The following is a 26,496-nucleotide window of genomic DNA, read 5'->3' as shown; positions in this document are numbered from 1 at the left end:
CAGCGCACGGCCGTGCACGCATATGCGGGACAATCGGCGGCGTGACCTCAGCTACCCCAGGGCCCCGGATCCCGGCCTCCACCGCACCGGCAGCCAGCGGCCCGCCCGCGCCGCGACCACGGCCCCGCCTGATCGCGACGGATCTGGACGGCACCCTGCTGCGCGACGACAAGACGGTTTCGGACCGTACGGTCGCCGCGCTCGCGGCCGCCGAGGAGGCGGGCATCGAGGTCTTCTTCGTGACCGGCCGCCCGGCCCGCTGGATGGACGTCGTCAGCGCCCACGTCCACGGTCACGGCCTCGCCATCTGCGGCAACGGCGCCGCGGTGGTCGACCTGCACGGCGGCCCCGGCACCCACAGCTTCGTCAAGATCCGCGAGCTGGCGCGGGAGCGCGCCCTCGACGTCGTCCGCAGACTGCGCGCCGCAGCGCCCGGCACGTCGTTCGCCATCGAGCGGACCGGGGGACTCCACCACGAGGAGACGTACCCGCCGCTGCACATGGAGCCGGGCGAGAGCGTCGCGCCCGCCGAGAAGCTGCTGGCCGAGACCCTGGCGGACTCCGCCGTCGCCGAGCAGCCCGTCCTGAAGGTCCTCGCCTTCCATCCCGGCCTCGCTCCCGACGAGTTCCTGGTGCTCGCCCGCGCGGCCGTCGGCGACCGGGCGACGGTCACCCGGTCCAGTCCCAGCGCGCTCCTGGAGATCAGCGGCCCCGGTGTCTCCAAGGCCAGCACCCTGGAGCTGTGCTGTGCCGAGCGCGGCATCACCCCGGCGGAAGTCGTCGCCTTCGGAGACATGCCGAACGACATCGAGATGCTCGCCTGGGCGGGTACGTCGTACGCGATGGGCAACGCCCACCCGGACGTCATCGCCGCGGCCTCCGGACGCACGGTCGCCAACAACGACGACGGCGTCGCGGTCGTGATCGAGCAGATCCTGGCTGACCGCTAGAGTCCGGCGGATCGCTTGAGCCTGACGCCCCGCTCGGCCAGCCACTTCCGCGGGTCGACGCCCGATCCCAGGTGGGGCGTGAGGCGCGTCTCGAAGTGCAGATGCGGTCCGGTGGAGTTGCCGGTCGTGCCGGCCTGCCCGATCCACTGGCCGGTGCGCACCCGCTCCCCCTGGTCGACGGTGACGGCCGCGAGGTGCGCGTACTGCGTGAAGTACCCGCCCTCGTGCCGCACCAGGACCTGGATGCCGAAGCTCCCGCCGCACGACACGCTCTCCACCCGGCCCGCGCCCACCGACCGCACGGGTGCTCCGATGTCGACCGCGAAGTCCTGCCCGGTGTGCCGGCCGGCCCAGCGCTCGCCGGCACTGTCGAATCCCGCCGAGAGTTCGTACGTCTTCACGGGCGTCACCCACGCGCGCGTGACGGGCCTTCTCCGCTCCTCCCGCTTGTCCCGCTGCTCCCGCTGCTCCTGCTGCTCCAGACGGACGGCACCGCGGCACTTCCCCGCCGCGACCGAGCGGTCGGCCTCACCCTGCAAGGTCCACTGCGCCGTCTCCAGCTTCCGCTCGATGCGGCGCTTCAGTGCCGCAAGGCGTGCGGTGCGCCGGCTCAGCAGGTGCTTGGCGCGGTCCGCCCTCTCCTTGGCGACGGCGAGTCCGGCCACCGCCCGCCGGGTCTTGGTGACGGCGCTGTTGACGGCCAGGTCCGCCTGCCACAGTGCCTGCCTGCCGCGCATGACGGCGTCGGGACTGTCGGCCAGGAGCAGCTGCGCGGAGTAGGGGAGGCCTCCGCCGGTGCGGTACTGGGCGCTGGCCATCCTGCCCAGGTCCTCGTGCAGCACCGACACGTGCCGCCGCTCCTTCATCAGGAGTCGGTTCAGTTTCCGAACTCTCGCCTTCTGGATGCCGGCTGCTCGACGGCCCTCTTCGTAGCGGGCGGTCGCGGCGGAGGCCTCTTCGTAGAGCCGTGCCACTTCGGCGCTCGTGCTCGGTCCCTCGGAGGACGTGGCGGGAGGCGCGGGCCCGAGCAGCGCGCACAGCAGCACCGGCACGCAGAGGAAGGGGCGCGGATGGCGGCGGCTCGGACGCATGTCACGGATCGTTGCCCGCCGCGGCGGCGCCAGCTCTGTGCAACTCCTGCACCTGGGGGGTGCGGTGCCCCGTACGGACCAGACGTATACCGCCGAACAGGCCCCCTCCGCCGCCGGACAGGAGGCCGGCGGCGCCCTTCCCGCACGGTCAGTACGGTGCCTCCCACACCACCGTCGTACCGCCCTCGTCCTCGCCGATCCCGGGTCCGTACCAGCTGTCGCCGCCGAGCGACTCCGCACGCCGCTTGAGGTTCTTCAGGCCGCTGCGCCGACCGCCCTCCGGGATGCCCACGCCGTCGTCGGCGACGGTCAGGCGTACGCCGTGCTGCCCGTCAGGGAGGATCACGGTCGAGTCGACCACGACATCGATGCGGGCGGCCTGCGCGTGCCGGTACGCGTTGGACAGCGCCTCCCGCAGCGCCGCGATGAGGTTCTTTCCGGTCAGTTCGCCGACCACCGTGTCGATGGCCCCCACGAAGTGGTGCGAGGGCTTGAAGCCCAGAGGGACGGCGGCCATGTTGATCTCGCGCAGGACGCGGGTGCGCAGCCCCGACGGGGCTTCGGCGGGCCCTTGCTGGAGTGCGAAGATCGCCGTGCGGATCTCCTGGATCGTCACGTCCAGCTCGTCGACCGCCCTGCCGACACCGACCTGCACCTCGGGGACGACCGACCTGCGCTGGGCGCTCTCCAGCATCATCCCGGTGGCGAACAGGCGCTGGATGACCAGGTCGTGCAGGTCCCTGGCGATCCGGTCGCGGTCCTCGTACACCGCGAGCCGCTCCCGGTCCCGCTGGGCCTCCGCCATCATCAGCGCGAGGGCAGCCTGTGAGGCGAACTGGGTGGCGAGGGTCCGCTCGGCCTCGCTGAAAGGACGTGCTCCACGCGCGCGGGGCGTCACCAGCGTCCCCAGGACGCGGCCGTCGCTCTGCAGCGGCAGCATCATGACGGGGCCGTAGGCACGGGCGATCTCGGTCATCACGCGCGGGTCGCTCGCCGCGTCGTCGATGAACACGGACTCTCCTTCAAGGAGGTCGGCGACGATGCGGCTCTCCGGAGGGACGGTCACGCCGAGCGCCCCGGTGGGCTCGTCCGAGGAGACCGCGACGACCTCCATGCCGCCCTCCTCGTCCGGCAGGAGCACGATGCCCGCGGCGGAGTCCGCGAGGTGCCTGGCCTGCTCCGCGACGACCGCGAGCGCCTCCTCCGCGTCGCTGCCCGCCAGCAGGGCGGTGGTGACCGCCACGGAGCCGTCGATCCAGCGCTCGCGCTGCTTGGCGGCTTCGTAGAGGCGTGCGTTCCCGATGGCGATGCCGGCCTCCGTCGCGAGTACGCGGACCATGTGCACGTCGTAGTCGTTGAACTCGGCCCCGTCCCGCTTCTCCGTCAGATAGAGGTTGCCGAAGATCTCGCCCTGCACGCGGATGGGGACGCCGAGGAAGGTCCGCATCGGCGGGTGGTGGGCCGGGAATCCGCAGGAGCGCGGGTCTACGGAGAGGTCGGCCAGGCGCAGCGTCCGCGGCTGGTGGATGAGGGCACCCAGCAGTCCTTTGTGGCCGTCGGGCAGGTGCCCGATCCGCTGGGCGGTCTCCTCGTCGATGCCGTGGTAGACAAAGTCGGAGAGCCCTTCGCCGTCTTCGGCGACGACTCCGATCGCGGCGTAGCGGGCGTCCGCGAGCTCGGCGGCGGTCTCGCAGATGCGGTCCAGAGTGGTGTGCAGTTCGAGTCCGGTGCCGACCGACCGCATGGCTTCGAGCAGTTGCGGCACCCGGGACGTCAGCTCGGGCGAGAACCCTTGGAGGGTGCGGCCCGCCCGCGCCGCCGCCTGCACCGAGTCAGGTGTGCCGTCGGGGAACGGGGCGTCGGCGGACGCCGAGGGTGCTGACATGCCTTTGAGCCTAGTAAGTCCTATTTGCAGGGGAAAGTCGAGGTCACCCCGCCACCAGCAGATCCGCCGCCCGTTCCACCTCCAGCATCCGCCGCAGCGGCCCCTCCTCCGCCGCGAGCTCCGCGTACGTGCCGCGCTGCGCCACCCGTCCGGCGTCCAGCACGAGTACCTCGTCCACGGCGTCGAGTCCGGCCAGCCGGTGCGTGATGAGCAGCGTCGTGCGCCCCTCGGTCGCGGCCAGCAGGTCGGCGGTCAGGGCGTCGGCGGTCGGCAGGTCGAGGTGTTCGGCGGGCTCGTCGAGTACGAGGACGGGGAAGTCGGCGAGCAGCGCGCGGGCCAGCGCGAGGCGCTGCCGCTGTCCTCCGGAGAGGCGTGCTCCGTGCTCCCCGACGAGCGTGTCGAGCCCGTCGGGCAGCGAGTCGACCCAGCCGTCGAGCCGCGCGCGCTCCAGGGCGTCGCGCAGGTCCGCGTCGGTGGCGTCCTTCTTGGCGAGCAGCAGGTTCTCGCGCACCGAGCTGTCGAAGATGTGGGCGTCCTGGGCGCACAGCCCGACCATGCGGCGCACGGTGTCGCCGTCGAGCGCGGCCGCGTCCGTGCCGCCCAGCGTGTACGTCCCCTCGTACGTTCCGAGGAACCGCAGCAGCACCTGCGCGAGCGTCGTCTTGCCGGACCCGGACGGGCCGACCACGGCGATCCGCCGCCCGCGCTCCAGCGTCAGGCCGACGTCCACCAGCGCGGACGCGTCGACGGACTGCCCTTCGTAGCGGGCGCGCAGCCCTTCGACACGCAGCGGGAAAGGCGTACGCGGGGCCTCTGCGGGCACGGCGGGCTCCGGGACGGCCACGGGCGCGTCGAGGACTTCGTAGACCCGCTCGGCGCTCTTCCTGACCCGCTGGCGGTACTGCACGGCGAGCGGCAGCCCCATGACCGCCTCGAAGGCGGCGAGCGGCGTGAGCACGACCGCGGCGAGGGCCACACCGCTGAGCCGCCCGTCGTGGACCCCCTGTACGCCGACAAGCGCGGCGGCGGCCACGGTGAGCCCGGTGACGAGGGCGCCGAGGCCGTCGCCGAGCGCGGTGGCTGTGGCGCCCCTGGAGGCGATCCGGGTCAGCTCCGCGTCGGCCTCCGCGGCCTTGTCCGTACGACGCTTCAGCGCACCGGCGACGGTCAACTCGGCGGTCCCGCTGAGCAGATCGGCCACGCGCGTGGCGAGCTCCCCGCGCGCGGGAGCCAGCTTCCGCTCCGCGCGACGGGCCACGGCGCCGCTCACCAGCGGCACGCCGACACCCGCCGCGAGCAGTCCCGCGGCGAGCACCGCACCCGCCTCGGGCAGCAGCCAGGCGGTGAAGCCCACGGCGCCCGCGCCGACGACGGCCGCGGCGGACGCGGGGGGCAGCCAGCGCAGCCAGTAGTCCTGGAGGGCGTCGACGTCGGCGACCAGCCGGGAGAGGAGGTCGCCGCGCCGGGCCCCGCGCAGTCCGGCAGGGGAGAGCCGCTCCAGGCGCCGGTAGACAGCGACCCGCGTGTCGGCGAGCATCCGCAGCACGGCGTCGTGCGACACGAGGCGCTCGGCGTACCGGAAGACGGCGCGGCCGATGCCGAAGGCGCGGGTCGCCGTCACGGCGATCATCAGGTACATCACCGGGGGCTGCTCCGAGGCCCGCGAGATCAGCCACCCGGACGTGGCCATGAGGCCGACGGCACTGGCGAGCGCGAGACTGCCCAGGAGCAGCGCCAAGGCCAACTGCCCCCGCCGGGCCTGCGCGGCGTCCCGGACGCGGGCCAGCACCCGGCCCTGCGGACGGACGGCCTCGGCCCCGACCTCGACCTCACTCCCGGCCCCGGCCTCGCTCTCGGCCTGGGCGACCACCTGGTCACCGTGGTGGTCTCCCGTACCGCCGGACCGCGCGGACGGGCGCGCCCCCGGGTGCGCGGACGTCGCGGCAGCGGCGTCCAGCCGTACGACCCGGTCGGCGACAGCCAGCAGCGCCGGCCGATGCACCACCAGCAGCACGGTCCGCCCGACGGCCAGCCGGCGGACCGCCTCGACCACCTCCGCCTCGGTGCCGCCGTCCAGCGCCGCCGTCGGCTCGTCGAGCAGCACCACGGGCCGGTCGGCGAGGAACGCCCGCGCCAGCGCGAGACGTTGCCGCTGCCCGGCGGAGAGTCCGGCGCCGTCCTCCCCCAGCAGGGTCTCCGCCCCGGCGGGCAGCGCGTCCACGAACTCCAGGGCGCCCGCCTCCCGCAGCGCCTCCCGCAGCCGCACGTCGTCCGCATCCGGCCGCGCGAGCCGTACGTTCTCCGCGACGGTCCCGGCGAAGAGGTGCGGCCGCTGCGGCACCCACGCGATCCGCTCGCGCCAGCGCTCGGGCGAGACGTCCGCCAGGTCGACACCCCCGACACACACCCGCCCCTCGGTGGGCGGGACGAATCCGAGCACCACGTTCAGCAGCGTCGACTTGCCCGACCCGCTGGGCCCGACGAGCGCCACGGTCTCCCCGGGCGCCACCTCGAAGGACGCCCCGGAGACGGCGTCCGACGCCCGCCCCGGATACCGGACCGTCACGCCTTCCACGCTCAGGACGCCCGAAGGCGCCGCCCCGGCCCCGGCGGCCGGCACCGGGGTCTCCAGGACCTCGAAGATCTCCTCGGCGGCCGAGAGCCCCTCCGCCGCCGCGTGGTACTGCGCGCCGACCTGACGCAGCGGAAGGTAGGCCTCGGGCGCGAGGACGAGGACGACGAGACCGTCGTACAGCTCCATCTCGCCGTGGACCAGCCGCATGCCGATGGTCACCGCGACCAGTGCGACCGAGATCGTCGCGAGCAGCTCGAGGGCGAACGACGACAGGAAGGCGACGCGGAGCGTCCGCATCGTGGCCTGCCGGTACTCGCCGGTGATCTTGCGGATCGACTCGGCCTGCGCCTTGGCGCGGCCGAACACCTTCAGGGTCGGAAGGCCCGCCACCACGTCGAGGAAGTGGCCCGAGAGCCGGGAGAGGAGCCGCCATTGACGGTCCATGCGGTTCTGCGTGGCCCAGCCGATCAGGATCATGAAGACCGGGATCAGGGGAAGCGTCACGACGATGATCGCCGCCGACACCCAGTCCTCGGTGACGATGCGGGCCAGCACCGCCACCGGCACCACCACCGCGAGCCCCAACTGCGGGAGGTAGCGCGAGAAGTAGTCGTCGAGCGCGTCGACGCCACGGGTCGCCAGAGAGATCAGCGAACCGGTGCGCTGCCCGCCGAGCCACCCGGGCCCGAGCGCGCCCGCCCGCTCAAGCAACCGCCCCCGCAATTCGGACTTGACCGCCGCGCTCGCCCGGTGCGCGGCGAGCTCGGTCAGCCAGGAGACGAGACCGCGCCCCGCCGCGACCACGGCGAGCAGCACCAGCGGAGTGCCCAGTTCGCCTACGGAGTGACCGTCCTGGAAGGCGCCCACCACGATCTCGGCGATGAGCATCGCCTGGCCGACGACCAGGCCCGCCCCGGCCAGTCCCAGAACCACGACCGCGACGAGGAAGAAGCGAGTGGCGCGGGCGTACCGAAGCAGGCGCGGGTCGATCGGTTTCACGTGAAACACACCCTCCGAAGAGCAGGTGGCCGGCAGGTCGAAACGGGCTCAGTGCGCGGCAGGTCGAAACAGCTCAGTGCGCGGCATCCGCGATGTGCTGCGTACCGATCCGCTTGCGGAACACCCAGTACGTCCACGACTGGTAGAGCAGCACGACAGGCGTCGCGATCCCCGCGCACCAGGTCATGATCTTCAGGGTGTACGGGCTCGACGAGGCGTTGGTGACCGTGAGGCTCCACTCCTCGTTCAGCGACGACGGCATGACGTTCGGGAAGAGCGTCAGGAAGAGCATCGCGACGGCCGCCGCGATCGTGGCGCCGGAGAGCGCGAACGACCAGCCCTCGCGCCCGATCTTGATGGCCACGATGGCGCCGACGAGGGCGACCACGGCCACGGCCATCGCGACCAGGCTCTTGCCGTCGCCGTTGTCGGCCTGCGTCCAGAGCAGGAAGCCGAGCGAGAGCACGGCCGTGACGAGCCCCAGACCGAGTGCCGCCCTGCGGGCCCGCACCCGGATGTCACCCACCGTCTTGAGCGAGGTGAACACCGCGCCGTGGAAGGTGAAGAGCGTCAGGGTGACCAGACCGCCGAGGAGCGCGTACGGGTTGAGCAGGTCGAAGAAGCCGCCCACGTACTCCTTGTGGGCGTCGATCTTCACGCCGCGCACGATGTTGCCGAAGGCGACGCCCCACATGAACGCCGGGATCAGCGAGGTCCAGAAGATCGCGTGCTCCCAGTTGGTCTGCCAGCGCTCCTCGGGCCGCTTGGCGCGGTACTCGAAGGCGACACCGCGGACGATGAGGCAGATCAGGATGAGCAGCAGCGGCAGGTAGAAGCCGGAGAAGAGCGTCGCGTACCACTCGGGGAAGGCGGCGAAGGTCGCACCGCCCGCGGTGAGCAGCCACACCTCGTTGCCGTCCCAGACAGGGCCGATGGTGTTGATGAGGACCCGCTTCTCGACCCGGTCGCGGGCGAGAAGCTTGGTCAGGACACCGATGCCGAAGTCGAAGCCCTCCAGGAAGAAGTAGCCGATCCACAGGACCGCGATCAGTACGAACCAGACGTCGTGAAGTTCCATGTCCTCGTCGCTCCTTCCTTCAGTAAGAGAAGGCCATGGGCCGGTCGGCATCGGAGTCGGAGTCCGAGCCGTTCTTGCCCGACCCGGGTCCGCTGATCTTGGTGGGCGGATTCAGGTCCGCTTCGGTCAGCTCGGGCGGACCCGACCTGACGTACTTGAGCAGCAGCTTCACCTCGATCACGGCGAGGATCGCGTAGATCAGCGTGAAGCCGATCAGCGAGGTGAGCACCTCGCCCTGGGAGACCCCTGGCGAAACCGCGTCCCTCGTGCGGAGGACTCCGTAGACCACCCAGGGCTGTCGGCCCGTCTCGGTGAAGATCCAGCCCCAGGCGGTGCCGATGAGGGGGAAGATCAGCGTCCACTGCGAGAGCCGCCACCACCACGTGCCGAGCTTCGGCGAGAGCTCCTTGTTCTTGGTGAGCATCAGCTTGGGTATTTCGTCCGCGCCGGTGCGGTGCTCCGGAGCGAGCCAGAACTTCTTCCGCGTCAGCCAGAGGCCCGCGCTGCACAGCGCCATCGAGACCCCGCCGAAGCCGATCATCCAGCGGTACGACCAGTAGGCGGTGGGGATGTTGGGCCGGTAGTCACCGGGCCCGAACTTGTCCTGCGCCTGCTTGTTGAGGTCGTTGATGCCGGGTATCTCGGCGCTGAAGTTGTTCTTGGCGAGGAAGGACAGGACGCCGGGAACCTCGATGGCGACCTTGTTGTGCCCCTCGGCGACATCTCCGTACGCGAAGAGCGAGAAGGGCGCCGGCTTCTCGGTCTCCCACAGCGCCTCGGCGGCCGACATCTTCATCGGCTGCTGCTCGTACATGACCTTGCCGAGGGTGTCGGCGCTGACGACGGTGAGCAGTGTGCCGACGAACGCGGTGACCAGGCCGAGCCGCATCGACATCCGCATGGTGCGGATGTGCTGCTTCTTACGGAGGTGGACGATGGCGATGCCGGTCATGAAGGCGCCGCCGACCAGGACGGCCGCCGAGATGACGTGGAAGAAGTTGACGAGCGCCGTCTCCTGGAAGAGCACCTTCGCGAAGTCGGTGAGCTCCGCGCGCTTGGTGCCGTCCCGCTCCACGATCTTGTAACCGACCGGGTGCTGCATGAAGGCGTTGGCGGCCATGATGAAGTACGCCGACAGGACGGTGCCGATGGAGACGATCCAGATCGTCGCGCAGTGCAGCTTCTTCGGCAGCTTGTCCCAGCCGAAGATCCACAGGCCGATGAAGGTCGACTCGAAGAAGAAGGCGATCAGCGCCTCGAAGGCGAGCGGCGCCCCGAAGACGTCACCGACGAAGCGCGAGTAGTCGGACCAGTTCATGCCGAACTGGAACTCCTGGACGATGCCGGTGACGACACCCATCGCGATGTTGATCAGGAACAGCTTTCCCCAGAACTTGGTCGCCCTGAGGTAGTGCTCCTTGCCCGTCCGCACCCATGCCGTCTCGAGGATCGCCGTGAGGGCGGCGAGGGAGATCGTCAGGGGGACGAACAGGAAGTGGTAGACGGTCGTGATGCCGAACTGCCATCGCGCCAGAGTTTCCGGCGCCAGAGCCAGGTCCACTGCGTCTCTCCTTACTCGCCGTGCCCACAGCGACCAGTCATCCCTTTTGTCCCTCTGATCTCGGGACGAACCGGGGCACGCTTGTGAACGCGTTCACATTCACAAGCATTATGTCGTACTGGTGGTCGGAACCCCAAAGGGGGGTCCCCTTACTCGCGGGAACACGGAAGAAGGCCCCGGGCGACACCCGAGGCCTTCCGAGGCCTTCCCAAGAACTTCAACATATTGTTGAATCCGCGCCATGCAGATACGGATCTCGTGGCCCGCCGGCCACCTCACCGCGACCCTTGACGAGACCCCGACCAGCCACGCGCTCGGCAAGGTCCTGCCGCTCTCCACCACCGCCAACACCTGGGGCGAAGAGGTCTACTTCGACACGGGCGTCGGCGTTGAGCGCGAGCCCGGCGCCCAGCAGGTCGTCGAACCGGGCACGGTCGCCTTCTGGACCGACGGCGACGCCCTCGCGCTCCCCTACGGGCCGACACCGATCTCGCGGGGCGACGAGTGCCGCCTCGCGAGCCCGTGCAACCTCGTGGGCCGGCTCGACGGCGACCCGCGCCTGCTGGCCACCGTCCGCTCCGGAGACCCCATCCGCGTCGAACTCGCCTGACGGCTCCGGAGCCTCACAGCTCCTTGCGGAACGCCTCCGCCGCCTGCAGGAAGATGTCGTTGGCCTCGGTCTCGCCGATCGTGGCCCGCATCCCCTCACCCGCGAACGGCCGCACGACCACGCCGGCCTTCTCGCACGCCGCCGCGAAGTCCGCCGTACGGTCGCCGAGCCGCAGCCACACGAAGTTCGCCTGCGTCTCGGGCACCGTCCAGCCCTGCCCGCGCAGCGCCTCGACCACGCGCGTGCGCTCGGCGACCAGCGCGCCCACCCGGCCCATCAGCTCGTCCTCGGCGCGCAGCGACGCCACCGCCGCGTCCTGCGCGAGCTGGCTCACGCCGAAGGGCACCGCCGTCTTGCGCAGCGCCGCGGCCACCGGCTCGTGGGCGACCGCGAAACCGACGCGCAGGCCCGCCAGGCCGTACGCCTTGGAGAACGTGCGGAGCACGCAGACGTTCGGGCGGTCACGGTAGATCTCGATGCCGTCCGGCACCTCGGGGTCCCGGATGAACTCGCGGTACGCCTCGTCGAGCACGACCAGGACATCGCCCGGCACCCGGTCGAGGAAACGCTCCAGCTCGGCCCTGCGCACCACGGTGCCGGTGGGGTTGTTGGGGTTGCAGACAAAGATGAGGCGGGTGCGGTCGGTGATGGCGTCGGCCATCGCGTCGAGGTCGTGCACCTCGCCGTCGGTCAACGGCACCCGCACCGACGTGGCGCCGCTGACCTGCGTGATGATCGGGTACGCCTCGAAGGACCGCCACGCGTAGATGACCTCGTCACCCGGGCCCGACGTGGACTGCAGCAGCTGCTGCGCGACGCCGACGGAACCGGTGCCGGTGGCGATGTGCGAGGCGGGCACCCCGAAGCGGTCGGCCAGCTCGCTCATCAGGGCCGTGCACGCCATGTCCGGGTAGCGGTTGAAGGACCCGGCGGCGGCGAGCGCGCTCTCCATGACGCCGGGGAGCGGCGGGTAGGGGTTCTCGTTCGAGGACAGCTTGTAGGCCGCGGGACCGTCGGCCGCCGCCGCGGGCTTGCCGGGCTTGTAGGTGGGGATCCCCTCCAGCTCGGCGCGCAGCCTCGGGTTCGTCTCGCTCACCGCAGTCCTCCTCGTAGCCAGTCACACCAGTTCGAATACTGCTCACCTTATGAGGATTCGGCGCCGCTGCGAATGGCCTTCCGGCATCGGCGTACGCCCGTCCCGGTCCCGTCCCGCACCGGCGCGCGGAGCGGGGGGAGCGCCCCGCACTTCGCTTCGCGCCGGTAGCTCGCTCCGTGGCGCGCATCCCCCGTGAAGGTGAGTTGAGACCTCTTCGAGACCTGTTCCATTCGCCAGGCCCGCGCGCGACGATCAGGTACAGCTGTCCGTCGAGCCGCCCAACCCCCTTGCTTTCCAAGGCATTTGGCGGCCCTGCGCCATGCAGAAACGTGCCTGTCAACGCGTGCATATGCGCCCCTGCTACCCACCCCCATGAGCCCTACTATCGGCTCGCCATGACAGCAGCAGGGAAGCACCAGGTGAGCCGAGCGGAGACCGCGCGCCGGGGCAACCGGCAGAGTCGAGCGGGGATCAGAGACGTCGCCGCCGCCGCCGGTGTCTCCATCACGACTGTCTCCGACGCCCTCAACGGCAAGGGTCGGCTCCCCGACGCCACCCGACGCCACGTCCGCGAGGTCGCAGAGCGGCTGGGCTATCGCCCGTCCGCGGCGGCCCGAACCCTCCGTACCGGCAAGTCCGGCCTCATCGGCCTGACCGTGACGACATACGGGGATGAACCTTTCACCTTCACCGAATTCGCCTACTTCGCCGAGATGGCCAGAGCCGCCACATCGGCCGCGCTCGCCCGGGGCTACGCCCTGGTGATCCTGCCCGCCACCTCGCGCCGCAGCCCCGTCGACGTGTGGTCGAACGTCGCGCTCGACGGCACCGTCGTCGTCGACCCCTCCGACCACGACCCGGTGGTCAGCGAGCTGGTCCGGCAGGGCCTGCCGGTCGTCTCCGACGGGCGCCCGGCGGGATCGCTGCCGGTCACCGCCTGGGTGGACAACGACCACGAGGCCGCGGTCCTGGAGATCCTCGATCACCTCGCGGCCGCCGGCGCCCGCCGGATCGGCCTCCTCACCGGCACCACCACGGACACGTACACCCACCTGTCCACGACCGCGTACCTGCGCTGGTGCGAGCGTGTCGGGCAGGATCCGGTCTACGAGTCCTATCCCGCCCACGACCCGTGCGCGGGCGCCGTCGCCGCCGACCGGCTGCTCGCCCGGCCCGACCGGCCCGACGCCGTGTACGGCCTCTTCGACCCCAACGGCACCGACCTGCTCGCCGCCGCCCGGCGGTACGGCCTGCGCGTCCCCGACGACCTGCTGCTCGTCTGCTGCAGCGAGTCCACGGTGTACGCCACCACGGAACCGCCCATCACCACGCTCTCCCTCAAACCGCGCCGCATCGGCACGGCCGTCGTACAGCTCCTCATCGACGCGATCGAGGGCCTCGACACGGGCCGGCCCGTCGAGCAGGTGATACCGACCGAACTGATCGTGCGCACCTCGTCCGAGCGACGTCCGCCCCGCACGACGGTCAGCCCGCCACGCTCGTCCGGCTCCGGCTGATCGCTCCCGCCCGCGCACGCGGACCTGGGCAGAGGACGGTTTCCACCCCGCCACCAGCGGGGAAACCTCTGCCCAATTCGGGAGAAATCCGCAATGAACGAGGGTCCGGCACCGATTCACCACCCCTGGTGCACCACACAGCGGGAGCCGCATTCCTATGATGGGCGGACGACACCGCGGGCCGCAGCGACCAAGCAGTCCGATCTCGGTGCAGATGCGGCGCAATGGTGGTGGAGGGGTCGATGACTCAGGGGGCCGGTCAGGGACCCGATGTGCGGACGGCGACGCTGCGCGACTTCCGCGTACCCGCGTACATCCATGAGACGACCGGCCCCGCCGTGGGCGGCCCGGGAAATCCGGCCGAGGTGCCGGACGGGGGCTACACCCCGACCCAGCGGGACCTGCCGGTCATCAACCGCGGTGACACCGTCCAGGTACAGGTCATGCCGGAGCCCCCGCAGCCGCGGGCGAGCGACGAGCACGGCCCGCTGTTCGTCGTCGGCGATGTGCACGGCTATCTGGACGAGCTCGTCGCGGCCCTCCAGGAGCAGGGCCTCGTCGACGCCGAGGGCAACTGGTCCGCGGGCAACGCGCGTCTGTGGTTCCTCGGTGACTTCACCGACCGCGGGCCCGACGGCATCGGCGTCATCGACCTCGTGATGCGTCTTTCCGCCGAGGCCGCCGCCGCCGGCGGCTACTGCAAGGCGCTCATGGGCAACCACGAGCTGCTCCTGCTCGGCGCCAAGCGCTTCGGCGACACCCCCGTGAACTCCGGCGCGGGCACCGCCACCTTCCAGGCCGCCTGGCTCCTGAACGGCGGGCAGAAGACCGACATGGAGCGCCTGGAGGACCACCACCTGCAGTGGATGGCCCGCCTCGACGCGATGGAGGAGGCCGACGGCCACCTGCTCGTGCACTCCGACACAACCGCCTATCTGGATTACGGTGACTCGATCGAGGCGGTGAACGACACCATCCGGGAGACCCTCACGCGCAACGACGCCGACGAATGCTGGGACCTCTTCCGCAAGTTCACCAAGCGCTTCGCCTTCCGCGACGAGTCGGGCCCCTCGGCCGTACGCGAACTCCTCGACATGTACGGCGGCACGCGCATCGTCCACGGCCACAGCCCCATCCCCTACCTCCTGGGTGACGTCGGCTCCGAGGACGAGTCGGACGGCGGCGGCCCGGTCATCGAGGGCCCGCACGTCTACGCCGACGGGCTGGCCATCGCCATGGACGGCGGAGTGACCATGGCCGGAAAGCTGCTGGTCCAGCAACTTCCCCTGGCTGTCTGAGCGTTCTCCGGGCAGGCGCTCCTCTACACGATCACGCTGGCCAGGGGGGCAATTTCCGGAAACCCCCTGTCACCGCGTGCCGTCACGGCTCTACCATCGGCTTATCCGTAGCAGGCTCCCCTCCGTTTCTGCCCAACGGCTCGCAGCCATGCGAGCCTCAGCCCTACGGAGCATCGGGGGATGCACATGAACAGCGCTCCACACCTGCTCAATGAGGACCGCCCCGAGTACGAGCGGATCCTCGATGAGGCGCTGCGCACCGCACCTGACCGTCCGGAACTCGCCGCAGTGGGCCAGCGGCTCAACACGGAACAACTGCGCACCATGGCCCTGAACGCGACAGCACTGATCACGGCCGCGGCCGCGGCCGAGTACGCGCACTACGTGAAGGTTCGCGAGGAGTTGCGCGAACCTCGACCGTCGTCCACGTCGATCCGCGAAGGGAATGGACAGAGCGCCGCGGAGTCGGGCTCCGGCGGCGTCAGCCTCGCCACCACGATGGGCGAGGTCGCCGAACCAGCGGCAGCGGGAGCCGGGGCGATCGCCGTCGTCGCGGTCCTCGCACCCGTCCTCGCCGGGGCGGCCGCCGCGATATTCCTGCTCGTCGGCTACATCCTGAAGATGCTCAACCCCGAGCCCGCCTTCGCGGACACCCTGCTCACCGCGGGATGGCTGTTCGGCGCGCTCACCGCGGGGGGCATCCTGGTCGCAGCGGTCGGTCTGCTCCTGACCGCCCTGCGCAACGGATCCACCTCGCTGCAGGCAGGACTCCACGGCGAACAGCACGAGGAGTTGTCCCGCGCCAGGGAAGCCTGGGGCCGGGCGCTCCTCGAGCGGGGCGTCGTGCCGTTCCTGCGGGAGGCCCTGACGGAACCGGGCGGGGCTGCCGCAGCCCGCACACCGTCGACGAACGCAGGGGCCACCGGGGCGAACGGCCGCATGCCCCAGCTCGGATACAACCGGCCGGGGTTCAGCAGCCCGGACGGCGGTCCTACCGCGGGGCCCCGTCCGAGCTTCTCCAGCCCCGACTTCTCCAGCCCGGATTTCGGCGGGCCCGACCACAAGCCGGAGTAACGGGAATCAGCACGGCCTCGACGCGCCGCTGTCGGCGAGCGGCGGCGCGAACTCGAGGCGTACGGAGGAGGACCGGGGAAGCAGTACGGCGACGCCGTCGGCCCGGGACCAGCGCTCGGGCACGAGGACGTACTGCCCTCCGGACTGCAGCATGAGCTTGAGCCCGTCGTACCGGAAGCGGTAGGCGGCCTTGGAGTCACGGCAGCGGGTCTCGCGCACCCCCGGTGCCGTGAGGCTGAGGCTGTCCGCGCTGTAGACGACCGCGTACGGATAGCCGGGCAGGCCCGCGGCGAACTCGCGGGCCCGGGTCTCGCCGACGGCGGCCGCGTAGTCATTGGCCGCCCAGAAGAGGCCGAGCCCCACGAGCACGAGAACGACGCCCCACTCGGCGAGAGCGGCCGCGGCGGGGCGGGGCGTGCTCGGCGGGGATGGCGGGGGTTCTGGAGGGTCCGGGGTGCCGCCTGTGCCGCTGTCGGGGTCCTCGTTCGTGTCCTCGTCCGTGTCCTCGTCCTCGGGCGTGGGCGTGCCCTCGTCCGGCGCCCGGTCGGGGAGCGCACGCCAGAGATGGAGCGTGTACGCGAGGAGCAGTACGCCGAACGACAGGCTCAGCGGCGCCGCCACCAGGAAGTCGCGCAGGAAGAAGGCCCGGGAGAGCACGGACCAGAAGCCGCCGAGCGTGAGCAGCGCGCCGATGCCCGCCATGAAGGGCAACGCACGGCGCACCACCCGGAGTTCCGCGCCGGCCGTGAGGCGTCCGCGCAGCAGTTCGTGGCCCCAGAGCACGAGCAGCGCGGCGCCCGCCGTGACCGTCAGCGGCACATAGAGCGCGTCCAGGCTGCGCATCAGGTAGTCGGTCGTGCCGAAGCCGAGGACGGTGGAGTTCACGCCGTAGTAGTCGAAGAACCAGTACGCGTGGTGCCAGCCGAAGTAGTAGAGCAGCGCGGTGATCATGCTGGTGGGGGCGATGATCGTGCCCACGATCGTCCACAATTGCTGGATTCCGAGCGGGGCTTCGGACGGTTCCTGTGCGGTCATGGAGTGCTGGTCGACGGGCTCACGGGCGGTGACCCGGCGGGCGACGGACTCTCGGGCGACGGGCTCCCGGGCGGCGGGCTCTCGGGCGGAGAACCGCCGCCCGGCGTCCCGCCCAGGCAGGGCCCGAGGCCGATGATCGTCAGGGGTGAGTCGCGGTCGACCTGCGTGCCCGCGACCGGGGCGATCTTCACGAAGCCGCACTCCTCGACGGTCTCGGTCTCGGAGGCGGGCAGATCGGTGCTGTACACCCGTTCGAGGCGAAGGCAGACGGTGCCGTCCTCGCAGGCGGTGCGGACGTCGTTCTGGATCAACTCCCAGGTCTGCCTGCCGAAGTCGGTGACGGCGTCGAAGGGTCGTCCCTTGTAGTTGATGGCCGGAATGTGCAGCGGCGAGGTCGGCACTTTTCCGCCACCGTCGTCCCCGCCGCCGCCCGCCGTGTCGCCGTCCGAGGTCGAGCCCTCCGAAGCCGCCCCGTCCGAAGCCGACCCGTCCGAGGTGGAGCCGTCCGAAGTGGAGCCTCCGATGATGCCCCCTCCGGAGGCGGCGACCCCGCCACCGGACGTACTCGACCCACCGCTCCCGCCGTCATCGTCATGACCCCCGCAGGCGAGGGCGGGCAGACACAGGACGCTCATGAGCAGGAGAACGGCCGGCCGAGGCATCCGAAGAGACGTCGCCATATCGCACCACCAATGGCACCTATGTCCCGAACTGTGTGGTCCCAGGAGAATGGCACCGTGCGGACACGCCCGTCTACGGTCCGGGCGTGACCCGCCCACTCACCCCGGCGGACGTCTGCCGCTACATACGCCGAACGATTCGCGCCTCCGCCCTTTCGACCGTCGTACGGCTGTAGACGTGCACCAACGCGAGATGGAAGAGCGCCGGCGCGAGGGGAGCCCACCGGTGGATCCGGTCGGCACGCAACATGTACTTGACCACTGCCGCCGGGCGGAACGGCACGCAGTCGATGGTCTGGTGCTCCCACCTGTCCGCGACTCCGCGGCTCATCCGCGCCTGCAGCCCTTCGCGAGTCAGATCCTTCAGCCTGGCGTAGAAGTGGGCGCTCCAGTGGCGTTTGTCGATGTCCAGGACAAAGGCGAGCAGTTCGAGCGAGTACTCGTTCGGCTCGATGGAGAGCTCCTCCCGCATGCCGCGTCGCGCGACGGCGTGCAGGTCGGGGGCGCTCCGTCCGGACGAGTCGATGTGCCGTGACATGCCCTCGTTCACAGAGGAGTTCCAGACGCCCGGCGCCATACGGACCCGCTCACTGCGCTGGCTCACGACCAGCATGTCGTCGGCCGTCACCACCGCGACGTTGGTGGCGAAACTGCACTGCAGAAACGCGGGCGCCCGCAGCGGACTGTCCGGGTCCAGGTAGCGGGACCGCGGAGTCGTCCCGTCGGCCAGCCGACGGTCGAGCTGCTGAGCCGCGAGAAACGTGTAGTAGTCGGTCGGCCGTAACCGCAGGTGCACTTCCGGTTGTTCGTCGAGGGCGGTACGGGAGACATCGAACGAGTCGACCGCGTCGCCGGGGTACGGCCGACTCGCCGTCCCCCTCCACGATCAGGGCGGACGTGTGGAGGGGCCCAGGGAGAAGGTGCGCCACGCGGGTCGCCCCTGTCAGGCAGGGCAGGGACCTGGACCGGGCCGTGCGCGATCTTGGCTGTTCCGTTACGGCGTGGGGCAGGGCCGACCGAAGCCTGGCGGGGCCCTGGCCCCGGACCCGAGCACAGTAGCCGGGGCCCGGGCCCCGAACCCGGGGCGAAGTAGCGGGGCCCGGGCCCACCAGACGCGGGCCCTCACCAAGAACTCAGCCCGTGCGCCGAGGTCAGTCCGCGATCGGCAGATAGACGCGGTTGCCCGCCGCCGCGAACTCCTTGGACTTCTGCTCCATGCCCGCCGCGATGTCGTCCGAGTCCAGGTCACCGCCGTGCTGACGCCGGATGTCCTGGGAGATCTTCATCGAGCAGAACTTCGGCCCGCACATCGAGCAGAAGTGCGCCGTCTTCGCGGGCTCGGCCGGCAGCGTCTCGTCGTGGTACTCCCGTGCCGTGACCGGGTCGAGGGCCAGGTTGAACTGGTCCTCCCAGCGGAACTCGAAGCGCGCGTCCGAGAGGGCGTCGTCCCAGTCCTGCGCGCCCGGGTGCCCCTTGGCGAGGTCCGCCGCGTGCGCCGCGATCTTGTACGTGATGACGCCGGTCTTCACGTCGTCGCGGTTGGGCAGGCCCAGGTGCTCCTTCGGCGTGACGTAACAGAGCATCGCCGTCCCCCACCAGCCGATCATCGCGGCGCCGATGCCGGAGGTGATGTGGTCGTAGGCGGGCGCGATGTCAGTGGTCAGCGGGCCGAGCGTGTAGAACGGCGCCTCCTCGCAGATCTCCTGCTGAAGGTCGATGTTCTCCTTGATCTTGTGCATCGGGACGTGCCCGGGGCCCTCGATCATCGTCTGTACGTTGTGACGCTTGGCGATCGTGTTGAGTTCCCCGAGGGTCCGCAACTCGGCGAACTGCGCCTCGTCATTGGCGTCCGCGATCGAACCGGGCCGCAGGCCGTCGCCGAGCGAGTACGTCACGTCGTACGCCGCGAGGATCTCGCAGAGCTCCTCGAAGTGCTCGTAGAGGAAGCTCTCCTTGTGGTGCGCGAGGCACCAGGCGGCCATGATCGAACCGCCGCGCGAGACGATGCCGGTCTTGCGGCGTGCGGTGAGCGGAACGTACGGAAGCCGCACGCCGGCGTGCACCGTCATGTAGTCCACGCCCTGCTCGGCCTGCTCGATGACCGTGTCCTTGTAGATCTCCCAGGACAGCTCCTCGGCCTTGCCGTCGACCTTCTCCAGGGCCTGGTAGAGCGGCACGGTGCCGATCGGCACGGGGGAGTTGCGCAGGACCCACTCGCGGGTCGTGTGGATGTTGCGGCCGGTGGAGAGGTCCATGACCGTGTCGGCGCCCCACTGGGTCGCCCAGGTCATCTTGTCCACCTCCTCCTCGATGGAGGAAGTGACCGCGGAGTTGCCGATGTTGGCGTTCACCTTCACCAGGAACTTCTTGCCGATGATCATCGGCTCGATCTCCGGGTGGTTCACGTTGGCGGGGATCACCGCGCGGCCCGCGGCGACCTCTTCCCGCACGATCTCGGGATCCATGTTCTCGCGGATCCCGATGAACTCCATCTCGGGCGTGATCTCGCCGCGCCGGGCGTACGCGAGCTGCGTCACCGCCTGGCCCTGGCGGCCGCGGCGCGGCTGGCGGGGACGGCCGGGGAAGACCGCGTCGAGGTTCTTGAGCCCGCCGCGGGGCGAGGTGTGCTTGATGCCGTCGTCCTCGGGACGCGGCGGACGGCCCACGTACTCCTCGGTGTCGCCGCGGGCGATGATCCAGTTCTCCCGCAGCGGCGGCAGTCCGCGGCGGACGTCGGTCTCGGCCGACGGGTCGGTGTACGGGCCCGAAGTGTCGTACAGGGTGACGGCCTTGCCGTTGGTGAGGTGCACCTGGCGGACCGGCACGCGCAGGTCGGGGCGCGAACCCTCGACATACGCCTTGTGCCAGCCGATGGACTTCCCGGCCCCGTCAGCCGCGACTGCACTCTCAGAGTGCTCGTCGCTGCTGGAGGCAGGCGTGCGTGCGTCCGATGTGGTCATGAGACCTACTCCCTACGCCGGCATTACCCGGTAACAGGTTCGGCGGTCGACGCAGCGAATCCCGTACGTTTCGTGCACTCTTCGTGCCGTTTCGTACGGAGGTCAGCGCCCTCTCAGCCCGGTGCTCCGAGCTCCCGCGATTGCAAAGGTGGCTCCACGCTAGCGTCATGTCGGCCGCGCTGAACAGAGGGCCCCCGCCGTTCTTGCGATGATCGGTCAGTGACCACCACAGAACCGCCGCCCCCGCCGCCCCCACAGCCGCCCGCCTCCGGGCCGCCTCCGGAGGGGCATGGACATGGGTCAGGGCACGGGCCCGGAGACGGGTCCGGGCACGGAAATGGGTCCGGGCACGGACATGGGCATGGGCATTCCCACAGCCACGGTCCGGCCGCGCCCGTCTCCAAGCATCTGCGCAAGGTCATCGCCGCGGTCCTGATCCCCTTCGCCGCCGCGGTCGTCGTGGGGCTCATGGTGCTGTGGCCCGGCGGCACGCCCTCGCACGAGCGGACCGGCGTCGGTTTCGACCGACAGACCCAGTCCGCGAAGGTGACGAAGGTGCAGGAGCTGCCCTGCAAGGAGCTCAGCCCCTCCCAGCCGCCACCGACCGGCGACACCTCCACCCCCGAGGGCCAGTCCGCGCAGTCCCGCGCCACGGGAACCTGCAAGAAGGCGACGATCGAGGTGAGCAGCGGCAAGGACACGGGCCGTACCTTCACCGAGATCATCCAACCGGACTCGCCCCGCCAACTGCGCCAAGGCCAGGAGGTGGTGGTCGCCTACGAACCCAAGGCACCCGAAGGACTGCAGTACTCGGTCACCGATGTGAACCGCAAGATCCCCATGGCGCTGCTCGCCGGCATCTTCGCGCTCGCCGTCGTCGTGGTGGGACGGCTGCGCGGCGTGATGGCCCTGGTCGCGCTCGCCATCAGCTTCATGGTGCTCACGTTCTTCATCCTGCCCGCGATCCTTCAGGGCTCGAACCCGCTGGTCGTGGCGGTGATCGGGGCCAGCGCCATCATGCTGATCGCGCTCTACCTCTGCCACGGCCTCACGGCCCGCACCTCGGTCGCGGTACTCGGCACGCTCATCTCCCTCCTGCTGATCGGGCTGCTCGGCTCCCTCTTCATCGGCTGGGCCGCACTCACCGGCAACACGGACGACAACACCGGCCTCATTCATGGCCTGTATCCGTCCATCGACATGAGCGGCCTGCTCCTCGCGGGCGTCATCATCGGCTCGCTCGGCGTACTCGACGACGTCACGGTCACCCAGACCTCCGCGGTCTGGGAACTGCACCAGGCCAACCCGACGATGGGCTGGCGCGGCCTGTACCGCGCGGGCATCCGCATCGGCCGCGACCACATCGCCTCGGTCGTCAACACCCTCGTCCTCGCCTACGCGGGCGCCGCGCTGCCCCTGCTCCTGCTCTTCTCGATCGCTCAGTCCAGTGTGGGCACGGTGGCCAACAGCGAGTTGGTCGCCGAGGAAATCGTGCGCACCCTGATCGGCTCGATCGGCCTCGTCGCCTCCGTGCCGGTGACGACCGCCCTGGCCGCCCTGGTCGTCTCGGCCGACCGCACGTCGGGGCACGGCACGGGCTCCGTCGGCATCCCCGCCACCGCCGACGGGCGTGGAGGCGCGAGCGGGGCCCGGCCTTCCCGCGGGGGGAAGGGCCGCCGCCGCAAACGGTGACGGCGGGTGGGACGGCGGCAGGCGAGAGCACCGACGGGTGGGACGGCAGCGGGACAGGACGACGATGGGTGGGGGGCCGGCAGCGGTGCCGACGGGGGTGAACGGGACGGCCCGGGGCGCCCCCCTGACTGCCATGAAATGCACCAAAGTGCCGCCCGCTTCGGCCCGTTGACCGCGCTGGCTCAGCCCGCGTTCTGCTCCTCCCCGAGGATCCGGTCGAGCGCCTCGTCAAGATGCGCCTCGAAGTCGGCGAGAGCCCGCTCCTGCCCGAGCGGCACCAACTTGTCCGTACGGTCGAGGAAGGCGAGCAGCGGTGGAATGCCCACCCGGAAGAGCGCTCGGTCTCCGCCGACCTGAAGCCTGATCAGGGCCTCGTCGAGCAGGTCGGGACCGGTGGGCTCGACGCGCACGTCCCCGTCCCCGCAGGGCCTGCCCACCCCGTCGATCAGCAACTCACGCCCGAAGGCCCAGGTCACCGGCGTGTCCCCCGGCAGATGGAACGTCAGCCGCACGGCATAGGGATCACCGATCTCGTAGCGCAGCTCCACCGGGATGCGGAACGACAGCTCCTCGGAAACGAGGAAGCTCATCATGACCTCTGCCTGCACCGTCTCGCCCATCGCGGCCTACCCCGTCGCTTCTCCATCACCTGGCCAGGGACCAACTCCATGGCACCACTGGCATCTTGCTCAACGTGCACAGCGGATCACAAGGAGTGAGTTTTCAGATGCTGATAGAGAAGGCGAGTGTCCCTAGTAGCTTTCCAACCTCCCGTTGCAACTTCTGGGCTGCGGGCAGCAACCGATCCGCCTGGTTGGCGGGAACGGAAATGGCCATGGTCGCAGCGGTGTCACCCGCTGTAATCGGAATTGCCGCGCAGACCGTCCCCAGTGCGTACTCCTGACGCTCCACGACCGGCCGCATCCGCTCCATCGAGTCGAGCCGCCGTTTGAAGGCGCGGTCGTCCCGTACCGAGTAACGCGTGATCGATTGCACCGGGTAGCGGTCGAGGTGGTCCTGGCGTGCCTCTTCGTCGAGTTGGCCGAGGAGGCATTGGCCGATCGCGTGGGCGTGTCCCGTCTCCCGGAAGTCCGCCCACTCCTCCACAGCGGGGTTGCCCGGAGTGTCCGCGACGGCCAGGACTTCGATCTCGCCCTCCCGGTAGACGGCGAAGTACACCGGGACGCCGATGGTGTCGCGCCAATGCGCCAGGGACTCGTCGATTTTCCCGCGCCGGCTCTGCTGTGCTCCGCTGCTGCCCAGCCGCTCGGCGGCCTCGCCCAGTACGAACAGTCCCTTCTCTCGGCGCAGGTATCCCTCATGAGTCAGGGTGCGCAGCAGGTGGTACGCGGTGGGGAGCGCGAGGCCCGCCTCTCGCGCCAACTGCTTGGCGGGCGCGCCGTTCTGGTGCGATGCGGCGGCTTCCAGCAGTCGCATCGCCCGCTGCACGGAGCCGATGAGGGTCGGCCCGACGACTCCGGAGGCCGGTTCTGCGGGGTCTGCCGCGTCTGTTGAGGTCGCGTCGCCAACCGGTGAGGTGATGCGGTCTACCGCGGCCAAGGTCACTCCCTAAGCACGTGGGGGGTCCGCCCGTGCTCGGAGTAACGGAGTACCGAGGGAGGGGCGGTGCGCGTGCGCCCGTGCGCGGAGATCGATCCCCGCTTCGGATTCCGGACTCTAATCCTCGGCCATCGCCCTATGCCGCCCCACCGGGAAACTTCCCCCTGCCGGGGGAACCGGTGCCAAAAGTCACCAGTCGGTTCGCGACGAAGAGGAGCCGGATATGAACTTCCGTACGACGTAGATGAGTCCGCCGACCAGCGCTACGAATAGCAGCGCCTTGAAGAGCAGGGTGACCACGAATCCGACGACGGTCGCTATCACGCCGCCGAAGACGACGAGTGCGATGACCGGCACGGCCACCCACTTCACCCACCACGGCATTCCCGCAAAGATCTCCTTCGCTGCCATCGTTCTTACCTCTCTCCGCTCTGTCCGCGCTTCTGCGCTCTTCGCATCGGCGCGGGTCCTGAATCTCCGCAGGTTCCTGGCTTCTCGCATTCGATGCTAGGACGCCGAACGGCTCCGCGGGGGCCTCGGAGCCCTTGCCCTCCCCTGATCCGACCCTGAGGGAACCCCGAGGTCGCAGCCCTGAACAGGTCAGCCTCGGGAGGGAGAGCGGGAGATCAGGCCTCCGGGGGAGAGAAGACGACGAGTACGCGCAGGTCCTCGCTGATGTGGTGGAACTTGTGGGCGACACCGGCCGGCACATAGACGACGCTGCCCCGCGCCACCTGCGTGGTCTCCATGCCGACGGTGATCGAGGCCCGGCCGCTGACCACCATGTAGACCTCGTCCTGCCCGTGCGGCTGCTGCGGGTCGGCCTCCCCGGCGTTGAGCGCGTACAACCCGACCGACATGTTCCGCTCGCGCAGGAACTGCAGGTAGGCGCCGTCGTTGGCGGCGCGCTCCGCCTCCAGCTCGTCCAGTCGGAATGCCTTCATCGCCCTCGTACACCCCTCGCTTGTGAGCCGACCGTTCCCGACCCATGTCTGCCACGATCAGACACATGAAGAATTTCGTAGTCAAGACGATCGCCAATGCCGCGGCGTTGGCCGTCGCCGTGTGGGTGCTCGACAAGATCACCCTGACCGGCGACAGCACGGGCAAGAAGGTGGGCACGCTCATCGTCGTCGCCCTGCTCTTCGGGCTGGTGAACTTCCTGGTCAAGCCGGTGGTGAAGGTCCTGACCTTCCCGCTGTTCATCCTGACCCTCGGCCTGATCACCCTCGTGGTGAACGCGCTGATGCTGCTGCTCACCTCGTGGCTGGCCGACAAGTTCGACGTCAGTTTCCACGTCGACGGCTTCTGGACCGCCGTCCTCGGCGGCCTGATCATCTCGATCGTGTCCTGGGCCATGAACGTCGTGCTCCCCGACGACAAGGACTGAGAATGGTGGGGGCGGCGAGCGAAGGCCTGCTCGCCGCTGTACGCGTAGCAGTGGAAAGGCGGGCGGCATGACGGAATCAGGGTCTGCGGGATCCATAGGCGACGGCTCGGAGGGCGCCCGTGGTGCCGCGACGGGCGTCGGCGACGGCACGCGGGCGGTCCGGGTCGGGCTGCCCGAGCCGGTGAAGCACGAGCCCACGCTGCCGGGTCCGGTGTTCGCCGCGCACTTCCACCTGCCGGGCGACCCCACGGGTGGTTACGCCTACGGGCGTGACGAGAACCCCACCTGGACGCACCTGGAGCGCGCGATCGGCGAGCTCGAGGCGCCCGACGCCGGTGCGGACGTCGAAACGCTGGTCTTCGCCTCCGGTATGGCCGCGATCTCGGCGGTGCTGTTCTCGCAGCTGCGTGCCGGTGACGCGGTCGTCCTGCCGGATGACGGCTATCAGGTCCTTCCGCTCGTCCGCGAGCAGCTCACGGCGTACGGCATCGAGGTGCGTACCGCCCCGACCGGTGGCGACGCCCAGCTCGACGTCCTGGACGGCGCCAAGCTGCTGTGGATCGAAACGCCGTCCAACCCCGGGCTCGACGTCTGCGACGTACGGCGGCTCGCGGACGCGGCCCACGCGCGCGGCGTGCTGGTGGCGGTCGACAACACCCTCGCGACACCGCTCGGTCAGCGCCCCCTCGAACTCGGCGCCGACTTCGCGGTGGCCAGCGGCACCAAGATGCTCACAGGTCACGGCGACATCCTCCTGGGGTACGTGGCCTGCCGCGACACGGAGCTGACTGCTTCCGTACGGCGTTGGCGCAAGATCGTCGGGGCGATCCCGGGGCCGATGGAGGCCTGGCTCGCGCACCGCTCGCTGGCCACGCTGCAGCTGCGCGCCGACCGGCAGAACGCGAACGCCCTGGCCGTCGCCGAGGCGCTGCGGGGCCGCACCGAGGTGTCGGGGCTGCGCTACCCCGGGCTGCCCGACGACCCCTCGTACAAGATCGCCTCACGGCAGATGCGGCGCTTCGGGTGCGTGGTCTCCTTCACGCTGCCCACGCGCGCGCGTGCCGAGCGTTTCCTCGAAGCGCTGCGCCTGGTCGACGACGCGACGAGCTTCGGCGGTGTGCGGTCCACGGCCGAGCGCCGCGGGCGGTGGGGCGGGGACGCCGTTCCGGAGGGCTTCATCCGCTTCTCCGCGGGCGCCGAGGACCCTGACGACCTCGTGGCGGACGTGCTGCGCGCGCTGGACGAGTCGGCCGGTTCGGCGGGCTGACCCCGCCCCACCCGACCGCCGCCGCACCCCGGCTACGCACAACGAACGGTCCGAGCCTCCCCCCTCGTGGCTCGGACCGTTCCGGTTCCGCGCGCGAGGAACCGCGCCAACAAGGCTAGTTGACTCTGTGTCAGTGTCCAATCACAGTAGCGACAGAGTCCTATCGACATATTTATAG

The 26,496-nt window shown here is 70.3% G+C and carries 22 protein-coding genes and 1 riboswitch; of the genes, 8 read left to right on the top strand and 14 right to left on the bottom strand.

The annotated features are described in order from the left end of the window. Nucleotides 1-41 precede the first annotated feature (41 nt). A complete protein-coding gene (locus ACI2L3_RS27215) occupies nt 42-950 on the top strand; it encodes a Cof-type HAD-IIB family hydrolase (RefSeq protein ID WP_404755011.1) in 909 nt (302 codons plus the stop codon). Here ACI2L3_RS27215 and ACI2L3_RS27210 read toward each other — a convergent pair. The 5 genes from ACI2L3_RS27210 to ACI2L3_RS27190 all read right to left on the bottom strand — a co-directional run bounded on the left by ACI2L3_RS27210 (nt 947) and on the right by ACI2L3_RS27190 (nt 10,139). Then, a complete protein-coding gene (locus ACI2L3_RS27210; protein WP_404755010.1) occupies nt 947-2,041 on the bottom strand; it encodes a murein hydrolase activator EnvC family protein in 1,095 nt (364 codons plus the stop codon). The two genes, ACI2L3_RS27215 and ACI2L3_RS27210, sit on opposite strands and share 4 nt — an antisense overlap. 148 nt (nt 2,042-2,189) lie before the next feature. After that, nucleotides 2,190-3,926: a GAF domain-containing sensor histidine kinase gene (locus ACI2L3_RS27205; RefSeq protein WP_404755009.1), complete on the bottom strand. Its 1,737-nt coding sequence runs from the start codon at nt 3,924-3,926 to the stop codon at nt 2,190-2,192. Nucleotides 3,927-3,969: 43 nt separating this feature from the next. Further along, on the bottom strand, nt 3,970-7,500 hold the full coding sequence (cydD, locus tag ACI2L3_RS27200; RefSeq protein ID WP_404755008.1) for a thiol reductant ABC exporter subunit CydD: 3,531 nt from the start codon (nt 7,498-7,500) through the stop codon (nt 3,970-3,972). Between the two features lie 73 nt (nt 7,501-7,573). Further along, nucleotides 7,574-8,578: a cytochrome d ubiquinol oxidase subunit II gene (gene cydB, locus ACI2L3_RS27195; protein WP_404755007.1), complete on the bottom strand. Its 1,005-nt coding sequence runs from the start codon at nt 8,576-8,578 to the stop codon at nt 7,574-7,576. A gap of 19 nt (nt 8,579-8,597) precedes the next feature. After that, nucleotides 8,598-10,139: a cytochrome ubiquinol oxidase subunit I gene (locus tag ACI2L3_RS27190; RefSeq protein WP_404755006.1), complete on the bottom strand. Its 1,542-nt coding sequence runs from the start codon at nt 10,137-10,139 to the stop codon at nt 8,598-8,600. 241 nt (nt 10,140-10,380) lie between these two features. Here ACI2L3_RS27190 and ACI2L3_RS27185 point away from each other — a divergent pair, with 241 nt between their 5' ends. Further along, nucleotides 10,381-10,749 (top strand): cyclophilin-like fold protein, encoded by a 369-nt coding sequence (locus ACI2L3_RS27185; protein ID WP_404755005.1) that lies wholly within the window; start codon nt 10,381-10,383, stop codon nt 10,747-10,749. Between the two features lie 13 nt (nt 10,750-10,762). Here ACI2L3_RS27185 and hisC read toward each other — a convergent pair whose 3' ends face one another. Next, nucleotides 10,763-11,845, bottom strand: a complete 1,083-nt coding sequence (hisC, locus tag ACI2L3_RS27180; RefSeq protein ID WP_404755004.1) for a histidinol-phosphate transaminase — start codon at nt 11,843-11,845, stop codon at nt 10,763-10,765. A 395-nt stretch (nt 11,846-12,240) separates the two neighbouring features. Here hisC and ACI2L3_RS27175 point away from each other — a divergent pair, with 395 nt between their 5' ends. From ACI2L3_RS27175 to ACI2L3_RS27165, 3 genes are all read left to right on the top strand, one after another. After that, nucleotides 12,241-13,362, top strand: a complete 1,122-nt coding sequence (locus tag ACI2L3_RS27175) for a LacI family DNA-binding transcriptional regulator (RefSeq protein WP_362992161.1) — start codon at nt 12,241-12,243, stop codon at nt 13,360-13,362. Between the two features lie 227 nt (nt 13,363-13,589). After that, nucleotides 13,590-14,660, top strand: a complete 1,071-nt coding sequence (locus ACI2L3_RS27170) for a metallophosphoesterase (protein ID WP_404755150.1) — start codon at nt 13,590-13,592, stop codon at nt 14,658-14,660. A 180-nt stretch (nt 14,661-14,840) separates the two neighbouring features. Further along, a complete protein-coding gene (locus ACI2L3_RS27165) occupies nt 14,841-15,734 on the top strand; it encodes a hypothetical protein (RefSeq protein WP_404755003.1) in 894 nt (297 codons plus the stop codon). A gap of 6 nt (nt 15,735-15,740) precedes the next feature. On the opposite strand, the gene ACI2L3_RS27160 is transcribed toward ACI2L3_RS27165, so the two are convergent. The 4 genes from ACI2L3_RS27160 to thiC all read right to left on the bottom strand — a co-directional run bounded on the left by ACI2L3_RS27160 (nt 15,741) and on the right by thiC (nt 20,409). Continuing rightward, a complete protein-coding gene (locus ACI2L3_RS27160) occupies nt 15,741-16,769 on the bottom strand; it encodes a hypothetical protein (RefSeq protein ID WP_404755002.1) in 1,029 nt (342 codons plus the stop codon). Continuing rightward, nucleotides 16,766-17,404, bottom strand: coding sequence for a hypothetical protein (locus tag ACI2L3_RS27155; RefSeq protein ID WP_404755001.1), 639 nt, complete (start codon nt 17,402-17,404; stop codon nt 16,766-16,768). The genes ACI2L3_RS27160 and ACI2L3_RS27155 overlap by 4 nt, the downstream gene beginning before the upstream one ends. A 166-nt stretch (nt 17,405-17,570) precedes the next feature. Then, nucleotides 17,571-18,245, bottom strand: a complete 675-nt coding sequence (locus ACI2L3_RS27150) for a hypothetical protein (protein WP_404755000.1) — start codon at nt 18,243-18,245, stop codon at nt 17,571-17,573. 355 nt (nt 18,246-18,600) lie between these two features. Beyond that, the gene (gene thiC / locus ACI2L3_RS27145) at nt 18,601-20,409 is read right to left on the bottom strand and encodes a phosphomethylpyrimidine synthase ThiC (RefSeq protein WP_404754999.1); all 1,809 of its coding nucleotides are present in this window, start codon (nt 20,407-20,409) and stop codon (nt 18,601-18,603) included. Continuing rightward, nucleotides 20,402-20,557: riboswitch (TPP riboswitch) on the bottom strand. It overlaps the preceding gene by 8 nt. A 71-nt stretch (nt 20,558-20,628) precedes the next feature. On the opposite strand from thiC, the gene ACI2L3_RS27140 reads away from it, so the two are divergent. After that, nucleotides 20,629-22,101, top strand: a complete 1,473-nt coding sequence (locus tag ACI2L3_RS27140; protein ID WP_404754998.1) for a YibE/F family protein — start codon at nt 20,629-20,631, stop codon at nt 22,099-22,101. Nucleotides 22,102-22,283: 182 nt separating this feature from the next. Here ACI2L3_RS27140 and ACI2L3_RS27135 read toward each other — a convergent pair whose 3' ends face one another. From ACI2L3_RS27135 to ACI2L3_RS27120, 4 genes are all read right to left on the bottom strand, one after another. Further along, a complete protein-coding gene (locus ACI2L3_RS27135) occupies nt 22,284-22,721 on the bottom strand; it encodes an SsgA family sporulation/cell division regulator (protein ID WP_404754997.1) in 438 nt (145 codons plus the stop codon). 103 nt (nt 22,722-22,824) lie between these two features. Then, complete coding sequence (locus ACI2L3_RS27130; RefSeq protein WP_404755149.1) at nt 22,825-23,538, bottom strand: IclR family transcriptional regulator; 714 nt, start codon at nt 23,536-23,538, stop codon at nt 22,825-22,827. 312 nt (nt 23,539-23,850) lie between these two features. Next, complete coding sequence (locus ACI2L3_RS27125; RefSeq protein ID WP_404754996.1) at nt 23,851-24,072, bottom strand: DUF5326 family protein; 222 nt, start codon at nt 24,070-24,072, stop codon at nt 23,851-23,853. A gap of 215 nt (nt 24,073-24,287) precedes the next feature. Then, a complete protein-coding gene (locus tag ACI2L3_RS27120; protein ID WP_362338708.1) occupies nt 24,288-24,605 on the bottom strand; it encodes a cupin domain-containing protein in 318 nt (105 codons plus the stop codon). A gap of 65 nt (nt 24,606-24,670) precedes the next feature. On the opposite strand from ACI2L3_RS27120, the gene ACI2L3_RS27115 reads away from it, so the two are divergent. After that, nucleotides 24,671-25,051, top strand: a complete 381-nt coding sequence (locus ACI2L3_RS27115; protein WP_404754995.1) for a phage holin family protein — start codon at nt 24,671-24,673, stop codon at nt 25,049-25,051. Between the two features lie 67 nt (nt 25,052-25,118). Beyond that, nucleotides 25,119-26,318: a cystathionine gamma-lyase gene (locus ACI2L3_RS27110; protein WP_404754994.1), complete on the top strand. Its 1,200-nt coding sequence runs from the start codon at nt 25,119-25,121 to the stop codon at nt 26,316-26,318. Nucleotides 26,319-26,496: the final 178 nt, after the last annotated feature.

The organism is Streptomyces sp. NPDC029674 (assembly GCF_044903205.1).
GTDB lineage: Bacteria > Actinomycetota > Actinomycetes > Streptomycetales > Streptomycetaceae > Streptomyces.
The sequence above is the reverse complement of the archived record's forward strand: the minus strand, read 5'-3'. Positions and strand labels throughout refer to the sequence as shown.